Origin of the sequence: Salinicola rhizosphaerae, assembly GCF_014652715.1 — a bacterium.
Classification (GTDB): Bacteria; Pseudomonadota; Gammaproteobacteria; order Pseudomonadales; family Halomonadaceae; genus Salinicola; species Salinicola rhizosphaerae.
The window spans coordinates 373,214-386,841 of record NZ_BMZI01000002.1; the positions used below are offsets into that span (position 1 = coordinate 373,214).

The window sequence follows — 13,628 nt, forward strand, 5'->3', positions numbered from 1 at the left end:
CTCCTGCATTTTCTGCATTTCCGCCATCCATGGCGGTCAGATGTCCTTGCGCGCCGACCCGAAGCGCTGACGGAGGCGTTCGGGATTCATTGAGCCTGTGGCGCGAAAAAGGGGAGCGCGAGGGGCTTACCCCTCGCAGTCACGACGACGACAGCCGTAAAGCTCTCGTCAGTCGTAATCTTGACTGAAGTGAATAAGCCCCGAGTGAGGGCCCGAACCTATCAAGGCTTCGGCTTTTTCACCGGGCGCTGCCAGCCCGCCTTGGCGACCTGACGGCTGCGGCCTAAAGCCAGGTCATCGTCCTTCACTTCACGAGTGATCGTGGAGCCTGCCCCGATCGTGGCGCGATCGCCGATGGTGACCGGGGCGACCAGCGCGCTGTTGGAGCCGACGAAGACGTACTCGCCGATCTGGGTGCGATGCTTGTTGGCGCCGTCGTAGTTGCAGGTGATGGTACCGGCGCCAATATTGGTGCCGGCGCCGATCTCGGCGTCGCCCAGATAGCTCAGATGCCCCGCCTTCACGCCCTCACCGAGCATCGCGTTCTTGGTCTCGACGAAGTTGCCGACGTGGGCCTTGGCGCCCAAGCGCGTGCCGGGGCGCAATCGAGCGAACGGGCCGCAATCGCTGCCCTCGCCCATTTCGACGCCTTCGAGATGACTATTGGCTTTCACCGCGGCACCGCGACGCAGAACGCTGTCCTTGATCACGCAGTTGGGGCCGATCACCACGTCGTCCTCCAGTGTCACCTTGCCTTCCAGAATCACGTTGATATCGATGGCGATATCACGCCCCACCGTCACCTCACCGCGTAGGTCGAAGCGCGCCGGGTCGGCCAGAGTGACGCCAGCGCTCATCAGTTGTTCAGCCTGGCGACGCTGATAGGCGCGCTCCAGCGCGGCGAGCTGGCGCCGATCATTGACGCCCTCGACTTCGACCGGCGACGTCGGCTGACTGACGGAGACCTCGACGCCATCGGCGACCGCCATGGCGATCACGTCGGTCAGATAGTATTCACCCTGGGCATTCTCGGCGGAGAGCTCTGGCAGCCAACGCCGGAGCTGAGCGGCAGTCATCGCCATGATGCCGGTATTGCATTCGCGGATGGCGCGCTGACCCGCGTCGGCATCCTTGTGCTCGACGATGGCAGTGACGGCATTCTTGTCGCCACGCACGATGCGCCCGTAGCCGGTCGGATCCTCCAGCGTCACGGTCAACAGTGCCATGTGCGACTCATCGACCGTCTCCAGCAGCGACTCCAGCGTCTTCGCCTGAATCAGCGGCACGTCACCGTAAAGTACCAATACCTTGCCTTCACCGAGGCCAGCGAGCGCTTGTGCCACCGCATGCCCCGTGCCCTTCTGTTCGGCCTGCTCGCAGAACGTCAACTCACGCTCGCCCAGAGAGGCGCGCACCGCCTCACCGGCATGCCCGACCACGACGTGAAGCTTGGCGCCATCGAGCCCGGCCGCCGTATCGACGACATGTTTCACCAACGGCCGTCCCGCCAGCGGGTGGAGTACCTTCGGCGTCTTCGAGCGCATGCGCGTGCCTTGGCCGGCAGCCAGAATCACGACGTCGAGAGTCATGGGCATCAATCCTTGGGTCAGTGGAAATTGGGCGTCATTCTAGCGCGTGAGCGCCAGCCACACAGCGTCGACAAGGTGAGGTGAGGCTGGACATGAAACGTGCGAGAGGCAAAGAAAAAGGCGACTCCGGAGAGCCGCCCTATAGATTACTGCTCGAGAATACTGCCTGGAGAACCGACGAGCCTGGCGCCCGTCTCAGCCGCGGCCGCTCTTGCGACGCAGCTGCTGCAGCGTGCGCAGCTGTGCGGTCGCTTCGGCCAGCTCGGCTGCCGCGCGGGTGTAGTCGATCTCGGACTGCTTGTCATTGAGCGACTGCAACGCGTGCTGGCGCGCCTGCTCGGCTTCGGCCTCGTCCAGATCGCTGGCACGAGTGGCGGTATCCGCCAGTACCGAAACCACGTCCGGCTGCACTTCGAGGAAGCCGCCGGTGACGTAGTAGAGCTCTTCCTCGCCGTTCTCCTGGATCACGCGCACCGGACCGGGCTTGAGCTCGGTCAAAAGCGGCGCGTGACCGCGCAGGATACCCAGATCGCCAGCCACGCCGGCAGCGATCAGCTGCTCGACATCTCCCGAGAAAATCTCCTTCTCGGCACTGACGATGTCACACTGAAATGTGGCCATATCGATATCCTTCCAAACGGAGCCCGTTCCCGAGACGATGGCCTCGGGAACGCGGCAGGCTTACTTCATGCTCTTGGCTTTCTCGACCGCTTCGTCGATGGTGCCGACCATGTAGAACGCCTGCTCCGGCATGTCGTCGTAGTCGCCGTTGAGGATGCCCTGGAAACCACGGATGGTCTCCTTCAGCGAGACGTACTTGCCGGGCGCTCCGGTGAACACTTCGGCGACGAAGAACGGCTGCGACAGGAAGCGCTGGATCTTACGCGCGCGGGCCACGGCCTGCTTGTCTTCGTCGGACAGCTCGTCCATCCCGAGGATGGCGATGATGTCCTTGAGTTCCTTGTAGCGCTGGAGCACGTTCTGCACACCGCGTGCGATGTTGTAGTGCTCCTCGCCAACCACCAGCGGGTCGAGCTGACGTGACGTGGAGTCGAGCGGATCGACGGCCGGATAGATACCCAGCTCGGCGATCGAACGCGACAGTGTCACGGTCGAATCCAGGTGCGCGAAGGTCGTTGCCGGCGACGGGTCGGTCAAGTCATCCGCGGGCACGTAGACGGCCTGCACGGATGTGATCGAACCGGTCTTGGTCGAGGTGATACGCTCCTGCAGGGCACCCATCTCTTCGGCCAGCGTCGGCTGATAGCCCACCGCCGACGGCATGCGGCCGAGCAGTGCGGAGACCTCGGTACCGGCCAGCGTATAGCGGTAGATGTTGTCGACGAACAGCAGCACGTCGCGACCTTCGTCACGGAACTTCTCGGCGATGGTCAGACCGGTCAGGGCGACACGCAGACGGTTGCCCGGCGGCTCGTTCATCTGGCCGTAGACCAGCGCGACCTTGTCGAGAACGTTCGACTCCTGCATCTCGTGATAGAAGTCGTTACCTTCACGCGTACGCTCACCGACACCCGCGAACACGGAGTAACCGCTGTGCTCGGTGGCGATGTTGCGGATAAGCTCCATCATGTTGACGGTCTTGCCCACACCGGCGCCGCCGAACAGGCCGACCTTGCCGCCCTTGGCGAACGGGCAGACCAGATCGATGACCTTGATGCCAGTCTCGAGCAGCTCGCTGGAGGCGGCCTGATCGGCGTAGCTCGGCGCCTGACGGTGGATCGGCATGCGCTCGACGTCGGCGGCTTTATCACCGCCGATGGCGCCGGCCTCGTCGATCGGCTCGCCCAGCACGTTCATGATGCGGCCCAGCGTCTCGGTACCGACCGGCACGGAGATGGGGGCACCGGTGTTTTGCACTTCGATGCCGCGCTGGAGACCTTCACTGGAGCCCATGACGATGGCGCGTACCACGCCGTCGCCGAGCTGCTGTTGCACTTCGAGAATGGCCTCTTTGCCCGAGACCGTCAGCGCGTCGTAGACCTTGGGGACATTGTCCCGCGGAAACTCTACGTCAATCACCGCGCCGATGATTTGTACGATACGTCCGCTCATAGTGGTTCCTCGTAAACCTGCAAATGAAACCTTCAGGGCGTCGCGCGAAGTGAACTCATCCACGCGGCGCTTGGCCAAGCCGTACTCGAGACCGCCGCCGCGAAGGCGACGACATCGTCATACCGCCGCGGCACCACCGACGATTTCCGAAATTTCCTGGGTAATGGCCGCCTGACGCGCCTTGTTGTACACCAGTTGAAGATCGTCAATCAGATTGCCGGCGTTGTCGGTCGCGTTCTTCATCGCGATCATCCGCGCCGCCTGCTCGCAGGCAGCGTTTTCGACCACGGCTTGATACACCTGGGACTCGACGTAGCGAACCAGCAAGTGATCGAGCAGGGTCTTGGCATCCGGCTCATACAGGTAGTCCCAATTGTCGGGACGGACTTGTTCCTCTCCCTCGGCGTCATCCTCGGCCGCGGCGAGCGGCAGAAGCTGACGAACGACGGGCTTCTGACTCATGGTGTTGACGAACTCGTTATACACCACGTAAAGCCGATCCAGATTGCCTTCGTCGAAGGCATCGAGCATCACCTTGACGCTACCGACCAGATCCTGGGCTTCGGGCGCATCGCCGAGCCCCTTCTTCGCCGCCAGCAGATTGCCGCCGTGCTTGTTGAAGAAGCCGGCTGCCTTGCTGCCGATCGCCGCGAAGTCGGCACCGACGCCTTGTTGGTCCCATTCACGGGCGTGCTTGACCACTGCCTTGAACAGGTTGACGTTCAGGCCGCCGGCCAGGCCGCGGTCACTGGAAACGACGATATAGCCGACGCGCTTGACCTCACGCTCGACCATATAGTCGTGGCGGTACTCCGGGTTGGCCTTGGCCACATGGCCGACCACCCGACGGATCAGGTTCGCATAGGGCTGACTTGCCGCCATGCGCTCCTGCGCCCGGCGCATCTTCGACGCAGCCACCATTTCCATTGCACTGGTGATTTTCTGCGTGTTCTTGATGCTTCCGATCTGGGATTTGATCTCTTTTGCAGCTGCCATCGCGGATCACCTGATTCATGCCGCTCAGCTGGGCGATACGGCGCGCTCGATGTTGGCAGAGCGCGCCGTGCCGCTTACCAGGTCTGAGTGGACTTGAACGACTCGAGACCCGACTTGAGACCCTTTTGAATCTCGTCGTCGTAGCCGCCGCTCTGGTTGATCTTGTCGAGCAGGTCGGCGTGCTCGGCCTTCATGTAATCCTGAAGGGCACGCTCGAAATCCAGCACCTTGTCGACCGCGACATCGTCGAGGAAGCCTTCGTTGGCGGCGAACAGTGTCACCCCCATCTCGGCAACCGACATCGGCGAGTACTGCTTCTGCTTCATCAGTTCGGTCACGCGCTGACCGTGCTCGAGCTGCTTTCGGGTCGCCTCGTCGAGATCGGAAGCGAACTGCGAGAACGCAGCCAGCTCGCGATACTGCGCCAGCGCCAGACGCACACCACCACCCAGCTTCTTGATGATCTTGGTCTGCGCCGAACCGCCGACACGAGATACCGAGAGACCGGCGTTGATCGCCGGGCGGATACCCGAGTTGAACAAGCCCGTCTCGAGGAAGATCTGACCGTCGGTGATCGAGATCACGTTGGTCGGTACGAACGCGGAGACATCGCCACCCTGGGTTTCGATGATCGGCAGTGCCGTCAGCGAACCGGTCTTGCCCTTCACTTCGCCGTTGGTGAACTTCTCGACGTACTCGGCATTGACGCGCGCGGCACGCTCGAGCAGGCGGGAGTGGAGGTAGAACACATCACCCGGATAGGCTTCGCGGCCCGGCGGACGACGCAGCAGCAGCGAGATCTGACGATAAGCGACGGCCTGCTTGGAGAGGTCGTCGTAGACGATCAGCGCGTCTTCGCCGCGATCACGGAAGTACTCGCCCATGGTGCAGCCGGCATACGGCGCCAGATACTGCATGGCGGCCGGGTCGGCAGCGCCGGCAGCGACGACGATGGTGTGATCCATCGCGCCGTGCTCCTCGAGCTTGCGCACCACGTTGGCGATGGTCGACTGCTTCTGACCGATGGCCACGTAGATACAGGTGATCCCGGTGCCTTTCTGGTTGATGATCGCGTCGATCGCCACCGCGGACTTACCGATCTGGCGGTCACCGATGATCAGCTCGCGCTGACCACGACCGATCGGCACCATGGCGTCGATCGACTTGAGACCGGTCTGCACCGGCTGATCGACCGACTGGCGCGTGATGACGCCCGGTGCGACCTTTTCGATCGCATCGGTCATCTTGGTCTCGAGATCGCCCTTGCCGTCGATCGGGTTACCGAGCGAGTCGACGACGCGGCCGACAAGCTCCGGACCCACCGGCACTTCGAGGATGCGACCGGTGCACTGCGCGGTCATGCCCTCTTCGAGCTCGAGGTAGTCACCCAGGATGACGGCACCGACGCTGTCACGCTCGAGGTTGAGCGCCATACCGTAGACGCCACCGGGGAATTCGATCATCTCGCCCAGCATCGCGTCGGCCAGGCCGTGGATGCGAACGATGCCGTCAGCGACGCTGACGACGGTGCCCTGATTACGGGCTTCGGAGGCGACATCCAGCTTTTCGATACGCTGTTTGATGATGTCGCTGATCTCGGAAGGATTCAGTTGCTGCATGCCATGTCCCTCGAACTCAAGCGGTGAGCGCTTCGCGCAGACGCTGCAATCGACCGCGTACGGAACCGTCGATGACGGTATCGCCGGTACGCAGGATCACGCCGCCCAACAGCTCGCGGTCCACCTGAGTGGTAATGGAGATTTCACGATTCAGACGCTTCTTCAGAGCCTCGGCGAGGCGAGTCTGCTGCGCGTCGTCCAGTTCGAATGCGGAGACGATGGTGACATCGACTCGCTTCTCTTCCTGGGCGCGCAGCACCTCGAACTCCTCGAAGATGTCGGGTAGCGCGGCCAGACGATCCTTTTCACCGACGAGGCGCAGGAAATTCTCCACGCGTTCGTCGAAGGCATCGTCACCGCATACCTCGAGCAGCAACCGGGTCTTGTCCGCTTGGGTCAGACGCGGATTGCCGAGGATGCGTTCGCCAACATCGGCGTCGCTGGCAGCAGCGGCTGCCAGCGACAGACTCTGGGACCACGCTTGAAGCGCCTGCTGGTCGCGCGCGAACTCGAACGCCGCCTTGGCGTAGGGTCGTGCCACGGTTTCGCTAGACGATTGAGCCATGGTGCGCCTCCTTAGAGCTCGGCAGCGAGCTTGTCGACGAGCTCACGATGCTTCGCTTCGTCGATGGAGGATTCCAGGATGCGCTCGGCACCGGCCACGGCCAGTACGGACACCTGGGACCGCAGCTCTTCCTTCGCGCGATTGATCTCCTGATCGATTTCGCTGCGAGCGCTCTCGATGATGCGCTCGCCTTCGGCCCGCGCAGTCTCGCGGGCTTCTTCGACGATCTGATTGGCCCGCTTGTTGGCCTGTTCGAGGATCTGTTGCGCCTGCTCCTTGCTCTCCTTGAGGGTCTCGTTGGCCTTCTCCTGCGCCAGTTCGAGATCTCGGGTAGCACGGCTGGCCGCATCCAGACCGTCGGCAATCTTCTTCTGTCGTTCCTGCAGCGCTTGCATGACCGGCGGCCATACGTACTTCATGCAGAACCAGACGAAGACTGCAAAGGCAATGGCCTGACCAATCAGTGTAAGGTTCAGATTCACGCCAGCACCTCTCGCGTCACAAGTTTGGGGTTAATGTCACCGGGGCCACGCGGGCCGCAAGCGGCGACGTTAACCGACAAACGGGTTGGCGAAGGTGAAGAACAGGGCGATACCGACACCGATCATGGTTACGGCGTCGAGCAGACCCGCCACGATGAACATCTTGACCTGCAGCTGCGGGATCATTTCCGGCTGACGCGCGGCGCCTTCCAGGAACTTGCCGCCGAGGATACCGAAGCCGATGGCGGTACCCAGTGCGCCGAGGCCGATCAGCAGAGAAACGGCGATCGCGGTCATGCCCAGAACTTGTGCTTCCATGGTTGTCTCCAGTTTCAGTCGAGTCTTGCTCAGTCGAGTTTTACAAGGGTTAAGGGTTAGTGGGAAACGCGTCTCAATGCTGCTCTTCGGTCGCCATGCTGAGATAGACGATGGTGAGCATCATGAAGATGAAGGCCTGTAGCGTGATGATCAGGATGTGGAACACCGCCCAAGGGAAGTGCAGCGGCAGCTGCCACAATCCGATCATCGCGATCAGGATGAAGATCAATTCACCGGCGTAGAGGTTGCCGAACAGTCGCAGCGACAGCGAAACCGGCTTGGCCAGAAGGGTGACGGCCTCGAGCAGGAAATTGATCGGAATCAACAGGATCTGGGCAAACTTGTTGGACGTGCTGAACGGATGCAGCGTCAGCTCGGCGATGAAACCGGACACGCCCTTGGTGCGAATGGAGTAGAAGATGATCAGGGCAAACACGGAGAGCGACATGCCGAAGGTCGCGTTGACGTCGGTCGTGGGCACGACCTTGAAGTAGACGTGGGCGGGATCGGCGCCGAACCAGGCACCCACTTTCTGGGCCAGCATCGGCAGGAAATCCACCGGCACCAGGTCCATCAGGTTCATCAGGAATATCCAGCAGAAGATCGTCAGCGACAGCGGCGCGATCAGTTTGCTCTTGCCGTGGAAGGTCTCACGCACGGAGCCGTCGACGAATTCGACCATCATCTCGACGAAGTTCTGCAAGCCGGTCGGCACGCCGGTGGAAGCCCGTTTGGCGACCATCCGGAACAGCACCAGGAACAGCACGCCGAGGCCGATCGACCACAGCATGGTGTCGACGTGAATGGCCCAGAAGCCCATCTGCGAGGCTTCCTCGGCGGAGTGCGCCATCGACCAGCCATGCTCCGGGTGCAGACCGAAGGTCATGTTCTGGAGGTGGTGCTGAATGTACTCCGTACTCGTCGGGTTGTTGCCAGCCATGGATCAGCCTCGAGATTGTGTGTGTGACGGTCGACGCAGGAACCAGGGGCCAAGCCACTGCACCAGCAACGTCAACACATAAGCGCCAAAGAAGAAAGCAGGGTTTGAGGGGGGCACGGCCACGAAAACCAGCGTGAACAGTACCGCCGTCAAACCGAACTTGCCGGTCTCGGCTTGATAGAAGCTCTTGACGATGTCTCTTGCCCGGCTCGCCCCCTGATAGCGGAAAGCGCGCCAGGCAAAGAAGGCATTGGGAAGCGCAGCCACCAGGCCGCCGCACAGAACGGAAAGCGCGATGCCACTGTTCCCGATACCCCAGGCGACGAGGGTCATGCCCACCACGAGGCCGCACTGTAGCCCGATCAGCGCCTTGATCCGTGGTCGTGGAAGCTTGGCCGGTGCCGCTGTCTGCATGGCGTCGGTCTCGCCTGTCGGTGAATCGTCGGATCCTGAGAGCGTCTTGTTTTGCTACAGCCGGCGTCAGCCCGGCAAATCTCGGCGGATTATAGAGAAGCGGTCAGGGGGCTTCAACCGAACCTGCACCGATCTGATGCGTCTTGCGCAGCAAACGAACAGGAAAAGTGCGCAAATTCCGTTAACGCGCTAAATAGTTTTCCCGCCCGTCGCATGCCCGATCAACGAATATGCCCGAGGATGCCGTCGAGCTCGTCGAGGCTGGTGTAGCGAATGGTGACACGCCCTTTGCCGGAGCTGTTGTGATGAATCTTGACCGGCGCGCCGAGCAGATCCGCCAGGCGATTCTCGAGCCGCCCGACATCCGCCGGCTGACGCTTCTCCTCGTTCTTTTTCTGACCACTGGCGATCTGCTTCACCAGGGCTTCGGTCTGACGCACCGTCAGCTCGCGAGCGACCACTTCGTGCGCCGCGTGGCGCTGCTTGGCGGGGGACAGCGTCAGCAGGGCACGGGCATGCCCCATGTCGAGATCGCCCCGTTCGAGCAGGGTCTGAACGTGGGGGTCGAGCGCCAGCAGCCGAAGCAGATTGGCCACCTGGGCGCGGGAGCGTCCCACGGCATCGGCCACCTGCTGCTGGGTCAGCTCGAACTCCTCCAGCAGGCGCTTCAGCGCCATCGCTTCTTCGACCGGGTTGAGGTTTTCACGCTGGATGTTTTCGATCAGCGCCAGCGCCAGCGCGACCTCATCACTGACCTCGCGAATGACCGCCGGGATGGTCTCCAGCTCGGCCAGTTGAGAGGCTCTCCAGCGACGTTCGCCGGCGATGATCTCGTAGCGCTCTGCGCCAATTTGTCGCACCACGATCGGCTGCATCACGCCCTGGGCGCGGATCGAATCGGCAAGTTCCTCAAGCGCTTCGGGCTGAATATCGCGTCGGGGCTGATACTTGCCCCGCGTCAGCTGGCGCAGCGGCAGGCGCTCGAGACGCTCGTCGGCACCCTGAGCTTGGGGCGCCGCCTGGGCCGGCGTGGCGTCCTCCTGGCCTGACGCATCGCTGCCGTTGAGGCTATCCCGACGACGGGCGCTGGAGCCGATCAGGGCATCGAGACCGCGTCCCAGCGGGCGTTTGCGCGTCGTCATGGCGTATTCCTCGCAATCATCGTCATTACAGCGCCAGGCGGCGAATCAGTTCCTTGGCCAGGACGCGGTGCGCCTGGCTGCCGCGCGAGAGCCGCGCGTATTTGGTGACCGGCACGCCGTGACTCGGCGCTTCGGCGACCCGCACGTTGCGCGGGATGGTGGCCTTGAGTAGCGCATCGCCGAAATACTGGCCAAGCTGCTTGCTGACGTCGCGAGTCAGACTGTTGCGCGGATCGAACATGGTGCGCACGATGCCGAAAATCTCGAGGCTCGGGTTCACGCTCTCCTGGATCTGCTCGACGGTATCGAGCAGCGCCGACAGCCCCTCCAGCGCGTAGAACTCGCACTGCACCGGGATCAAGACGCCGTGAGCGGCGGTCAATGCATTGACGGTGAGCATGTTGAGCGATGGCGGGCAGTCGATGATGACCACGTCGTAATCGGAGGCGACGCTTTCGATCGCCCCTTCGAGAACACGTTCGCGGCCATCACGGTCGAGCAGGTCGACCTCGGCAGCAGTCAGATCCCCGTTACCCGGGAGCAACGCATAGCCGGCCACGGCGCAGTCGACGATCGCTTCGGCAGCACTCAGTTCGCCGAGCAGCACGTCCAGTACGCTACCGTCCAGATCGTGCTTGTCGACGCCACTGCCCATGGTGGCGTGGCCTTGAGGATCGAGATCGATCAGCAGCACGCGCCGGTCGAGCGCCGCCAGACAGGCCGCCAGATTGACCGCGGTGGTGGTCTTGCCAACCCCGCCTTTCTGGTTGGTCAATGCGATGATTCGGGTCACTGGCGACTCCCTTCGTCAAGACGAAACCACAGCGTTACGCGCGACCCGTGGTTCAAGCCACGGGATGAAACCATCATGATCCGGCGATTCGCTCGAGGCGCAGGAGCTGACGCTCGGCGTCCTCGAGCCCCGGCACCGTCAGCGACCGGCGTTCCCGGATCGCCACGTTCGGCGGCAGCGACTCGCGCTCTTCGGCGTCGAGCCCTCCCTTCATCGCCAGCCACTCTCCGCCGGGCTTCAGCAGCGGCTCGGTCAAGCCGACGAAGTCACCGAGTGCCGCGAAGGCTCGCGAGATGATCTGATCGAAGGTGTCGCTGAACGCCTCGACCCGCGCCTGCTCACAGCGCACGTTGGCAAGCCCGAGTTCCATGACGGCCTGGCGCTGAAAGCGAACCTTCTTGCCGTTGCTGTCCACCAGCGTGACCTCGAGGTCGGGATTCAGGATGGCCAGCACGAGGCCGGGAAATCCCGGCCCGGCACCGACATCGAGCAGACGCGGCCCTTCAACGGCGAACGCCACGCTGGCGCTGTCGAGCAGATGCCGGCTCACCATCGCCTCGGGCGAGCGCACTGCGGTGAGGTTATAGGCGCGGTTCCACTTGTGCAACAGCCCCAGAAGGCCCAGCAGTCGTTGGCGCTGGACGGCATCGATTTCGACCTTGAGTGCCGCCAGGCCGGTGTCGAGCAGACGTTCACAGCCTGAATTCATGCGCTGAGCGCCCGGCTGTCGTCGATCAGGCGACGCTTCTTGAGATGGATCAGCAGGATCGAGACTGCCGCGGGCGTCACCCCCGAGAGACGCCCGGCCTGGCCAAGCGTCGCGGGACGCGCCGAGGCGAGCTTCTGGCGAATCTCGTGCGAAAGCCCCTCGACCTTGGCGTAATCGAGTCCTTCCGGCAGCGGCGTTGCCTCGTGGCGCTTGAGACGCTCGATCTCGTCCTGCTGTCGCGCGATATAACCCGCGTATTTCGCCTCGATCTGCACCTGTTCGGCGACGGGTTCGTCATCGACCGGCTCGCCCTTGAGCGAGGCGACGTCGGCGTAACCGAGCTCGGGGCGCTTGAGCAGATCCATCAGGTTGTATTCGCGAGCGAGCGGCTGGCCGAGCTTTTCGGCCAACCGTTCAGCCCCGGGCGTGCCGGGCTGAATCCAGGTCGTGCGTAGACGTTCGTTTTCGCGTTCGATGCGCTCGCGCTTGGTCGAGAAGGCCTGCCAGCGACGGTCATCGACCAGCCCCAGACGGCGCCCGGCCTCGGTCAGTCGCAGATCGGCATTGTCCTCGCGCAGCAGCAGCCGATACTCGGCGCGCGAGGTGAACATGCGGTAGGGCTCCTGCGTTCCCATGCTGATCAGGTCGTCGACCAGAACGCCGAGATAGGCCTCGTCACGACGCGGCCACCAGGCGTCTTCGCCTCGGGCGCGCCGCGCCGCGTTGAGTCCTGCCAGCAGCCCCTGGGCGCCCGCTTCCTCGTAGCCCGTGGTGCCGTTGATCTGGCCGGCGAAATACAGGTTGTGGATAAACTTCGTCTCGAGCGAGTGCCTGAGATCGCGCGGATCGAAGAAATCGTATTCGATCGCATATCCCGGGCGCGTGATATGAGCGTTTTCCAGGCCGACGATCGAGCGCACGACCTGCAGCTGCACATCGAACGGCAGCGAGGTCGATATCCCGTTGGGATAGAGCTCGTGAGTCTCCAGGCCCTCCGGCTCGATGAAGACCTGATGACTGGTCTTGTCAGCGAAGCGGTGGACCTTGTCCTCGATCGACGGGCAGTAACGCGGCCCGACGCCCTCGATGACGCCGGAGTACATCGGTGAACGATCGAGATTGGCGAAGATGATCTCGTGAGTTCGCTCGTTGGTGTGCGCGATGTGGCACTCGACCTGGCGCGGATGCTGATCGCGAGACCCCAGATAGGACATTACCGGTAGCGGCGTGTCACCCGGCTGCGGTTCGAGACGCGAGAAGTCGACGCTCTTGGCATCGATTCGTGGCGGTGTACCGGTCTTCAGCCGATCGACGCGAAACGGCAGCGCGCGTAGCCGCTGCGCCAGCGCATTCGCAGGCGGGTCGCCGGCGCGGCCACCGGCGTGATGGTCGAGCCCAACGTGAATGATCCCGCCGAGAAACGTACCGGTACACAGCACCACGGTATCGGCCATGAACCGGATACCCGTCTGCGTGACCACGCCGGTCACGGTGTCGTTATCCACAATCAGATCATCGACGCCCTGCTGGAACAGCGTGAGATTGGCCTGATTCTCCAGCATGCCGCGAATGGCGGCCTTGTAACGGACCCGGTCCGCCTGGGCACGCGTGGCCCTCACTGCCGGCCCCTTGCGCGAATTGAGCACGCGGAACTGGATACCGGCGAGATCGGTTGCCTCGGCCATGGCACCGCCCAGCGCATCGATCTCCTTGACCAGATGGCTCTTGCCGATACCGCCGATCGCCGGGTTGCAGGACATCTGGCCCAGCGTCTCGATGTTGTGCGTCAAAAGCAGCGTGCGGGCACCGCTGCGGGCAGCGGCGAGCGCCGCTTCGGTACCGGCATGGCCACCGCCGATCACGATGACCTGAAAACGGTCGGGGTATTCCACGTCTCACCTCGTTGGGTACCCGCCGGCACCCGACAGTGAATGAATCTGGGCAAAGGGCGTCCCGAAAGATTATTGACGCAGCGTCAATGAACCCGG

14 protein-coding genes are annotated in these 13,628 nt (G+C 62.9%); all 14 read right to left on the minus strand.

All coding sequences use genetic code 11. The features are described 5' to 3' along the window. Nucleotides 1–221 precede the first annotated feature (221 nt). The 14 genes from glmU to mnmG all read right to left on the minus strand — a co-directional run bounded on the left by glmU (nt 222) and on the right by mnmG (nt 13,532). Nucleotides 222–1,589 carry a bifunctional UDP-N-acetylglucosamine diphosphorylase/glucosamine-1-phosphate N-acetyltransferase GlmU gene (gene glmU, locus IE125_RS05175; RefSeq protein WP_189443565.1) on the minus strand — a complete coding sequence of 456 codons (1,368 nt, stop codon included), beginning with the start codon at nt 1,587–1,589 and terminating at the stop codon, nt 222–224. A 195-nt stretch (nt 1,590–1,784) separates the two neighbouring features. Continuing rightward, entirely contained in the window at nt 1,785–2,210 is a 426-nt protein-coding gene (locus IE125_RS05180; RefSeq protein WP_189443566.1) for a F0F1 ATP synthase subunit epsilon, read from the minus strand. A gap of 60 nt (nt 2,211–2,270) precedes the next feature. Next, a complete protein-coding gene (gene atpD, locus IE125_RS05185) occupies nt 2,271–3,662 on the minus strand; it encodes a F0F1 ATP synthase subunit beta (RefSeq protein WP_189443567.1) in 1,392 nt (463 codons plus the stop codon). 117 nt (nt 3,663–3,779) lie between these two features. Beyond that, a complete protein-coding gene (gene atpG, locus IE125_RS05190) occupies nt 3,780–4,658 on the minus strand; it encodes a F0F1 ATP synthase subunit gamma (protein ID WP_189443568.1) in 879 nt (292 codons plus the stop codon). Nucleotides 4,659–4,732: 74 nt separating this feature from the next. Further along, complete coding sequence (gene atpA, locus IE125_RS05195; RefSeq protein WP_189443569.1) at nt 4,733–6,277, minus strand: F0F1 ATP synthase subunit alpha; 1,545 nt, start codon at nt 6,275–6,277, stop codon at nt 4,733–4,735. A 16-nt stretch (nt 6,278–6,293) separates the two neighbouring features. Next, on the minus strand, nt 6,294–6,842 hold the full coding sequence (locus tag IE125_RS05200; RefSeq protein WP_189443570.1) for a F0F1 ATP synthase subunit delta: 549 nt from the start codon (nt 6,840–6,842) through the stop codon (nt 6,294–6,296). Between the two features lie 11 nt (nt 6,843–6,853). Next, a complete protein-coding gene (locus IE125_RS05205) occupies nt 6,854–7,324 on the minus strand; it encodes a F0F1 ATP synthase subunit B (RefSeq protein ID WP_189443571.1) in 471 nt (156 codons plus the stop codon). 69 nt (nt 7,325–7,393) lie between these two features. Next, nucleotides 7,394–7,642, minus strand: coding sequence for a F0F1 ATP synthase subunit C (gene atpE / locus IE125_RS05210; RefSeq protein ID WP_011508579.1), 249 nt, complete (start codon nt 7,640–7,642; stop codon nt 7,394–7,396). 73 nt (nt 7,643–7,715) lie between these two features. Continuing rightward, the gene (gene atpB / locus IE125_RS05215; protein ID WP_189443572.1) at nt 7,716–8,582 is read right to left on the minus strand and encodes a F0F1 ATP synthase subunit A; all 867 of its coding nucleotides are present in this window, start codon (nt 8,580–8,582) and stop codon (nt 7,716–7,718) included. A 3-nt stretch (nt 8,583–8,585) separates the two neighbouring features. Next, nucleotides 8,586–8,996 (minus strand): F0F1 ATP synthase subunit I, encoded by a 411-nt coding sequence (locus IE125_RS05220; protein WP_189443573.1) that lies wholly within the window; start codon nt 8,994–8,996, stop codon nt 8,586–8,588. A 221-nt stretch (nt 8,997–9,217) separates the two neighbouring features. Beyond that, entirely contained in the window at nt 9,218–10,138 is a 921-nt protein-coding gene (locus IE125_RS05225) for a ParB/RepB/Spo0J family partition protein (protein ID WP_189443574.1), read from the minus strand. 25 nt (nt 10,139–10,163) lie between these two features. Beyond that, entirely contained in the window at nt 10,164–10,931 is a 768-nt protein-coding gene (locus IE125_RS05230; RefSeq protein WP_189443575.1) for a ParA family protein, read from the minus strand. Between the two features lie 73 nt (nt 10,932–11,004). Next, nucleotides 11,005–11,640, minus strand: a complete 636-nt coding sequence (gene rsmG / locus IE125_RS05235) for a 16S rRNA (guanine(527)-N(7))-methyltransferase RsmG (protein ID WP_189443576.1) — start codon at nt 11,638–11,640, stop codon at nt 11,005–11,007. Beyond that, nucleotides 11,637–13,532, minus strand: a complete 1,896-nt coding sequence (gene mnmG, locus IE125_RS05240) for a tRNA uridine-5-carboxymethylaminomethyl(34) synthesis enzyme MnmG (protein WP_189443577.1) — start codon at nt 13,530–13,532, stop codon at nt 11,637–11,639. Before mnmG ends, rsmG begins: the two co-directional genes overlap by 4 nt. Nucleotides 13,533–13,628: the final 96 nt, after the last annotated feature.

Excerpts from the sequence above, each read along its gene's own strand:
- glmU (WP_189443565.1), bottom strand. The coding sequence starts at position 1,589 with ATGACTCTCGACGTCGTGATTCTGGCTGCCGGCCAAGGCACGCGCATG.
- IE125_RS05180 (WP_189443566.1), bottom strand. The coding sequence starts at position 2,210 with ATGGCCACATTTCAGTGTGACATCGTCAGTGCCGAGAAGGAGATTTTC.
- atpD (WP_189443567.1), bottom strand. The coding sequence starts at position 3,662 with ATGAGCGGACGTATCGTACAAATCATCGGCGCGGTGATTGACGTAGAG.
- atpG (WP_189443568.1), bottom strand. The coding sequence starts at position 4,658 with ATGGCAGCTGCAAAAGAGATCAAATCCCAGATCGGAAGCATCAAGAAC.
- atpA (WP_189443569.1), bottom strand. The coding sequence starts at position 6,277 with ATGCAGCAACTGAATCCTTCCGAGATCAGCGACATCATCAAACAGCGT.
- IE125_RS05200 (WP_189443570.1), bottom strand. The coding sequence starts at position 6,842 with ATGGCTCAATCGTCTAGCGAAACCGTGGCACGACCCTACGCCAAGGCG.
- atpE (WP_011508579.1), bottom strand. The coding sequence starts at position 7,642 with ATGGAAGCACAAGTTCTGGGCATGACCGCGATCGCCGTTTCTCTGCTG.
- atpB (WP_189443572.1), bottom strand. The coding sequence starts at position 8,582 with ATGGCTGGCAACAACCCGACGAGTACGGAGTACATTCAGCACCACCTC.
- IE125_RS05220 (WP_189443573.1), bottom strand. The coding sequence starts at position 8,996 with ATGCAGACAGCGGCACCGGCCAAGCTTCCACGACCACGGATCAAGGCG.
- IE125_RS05225 (WP_189443574.1), bottom strand. The coding sequence starts at position 10,138 with ATGACGACGCGCAAACGCCCGCTGGGACGCGGTCTCGATGCCCTGATC.
- rsmG (WP_189443576.1), bottom strand. The coding sequence starts at position 11,640 with ATGAATTCAGGCTGTGAACGTCTGCTCGACACCGGCCTGGCGGCACTC.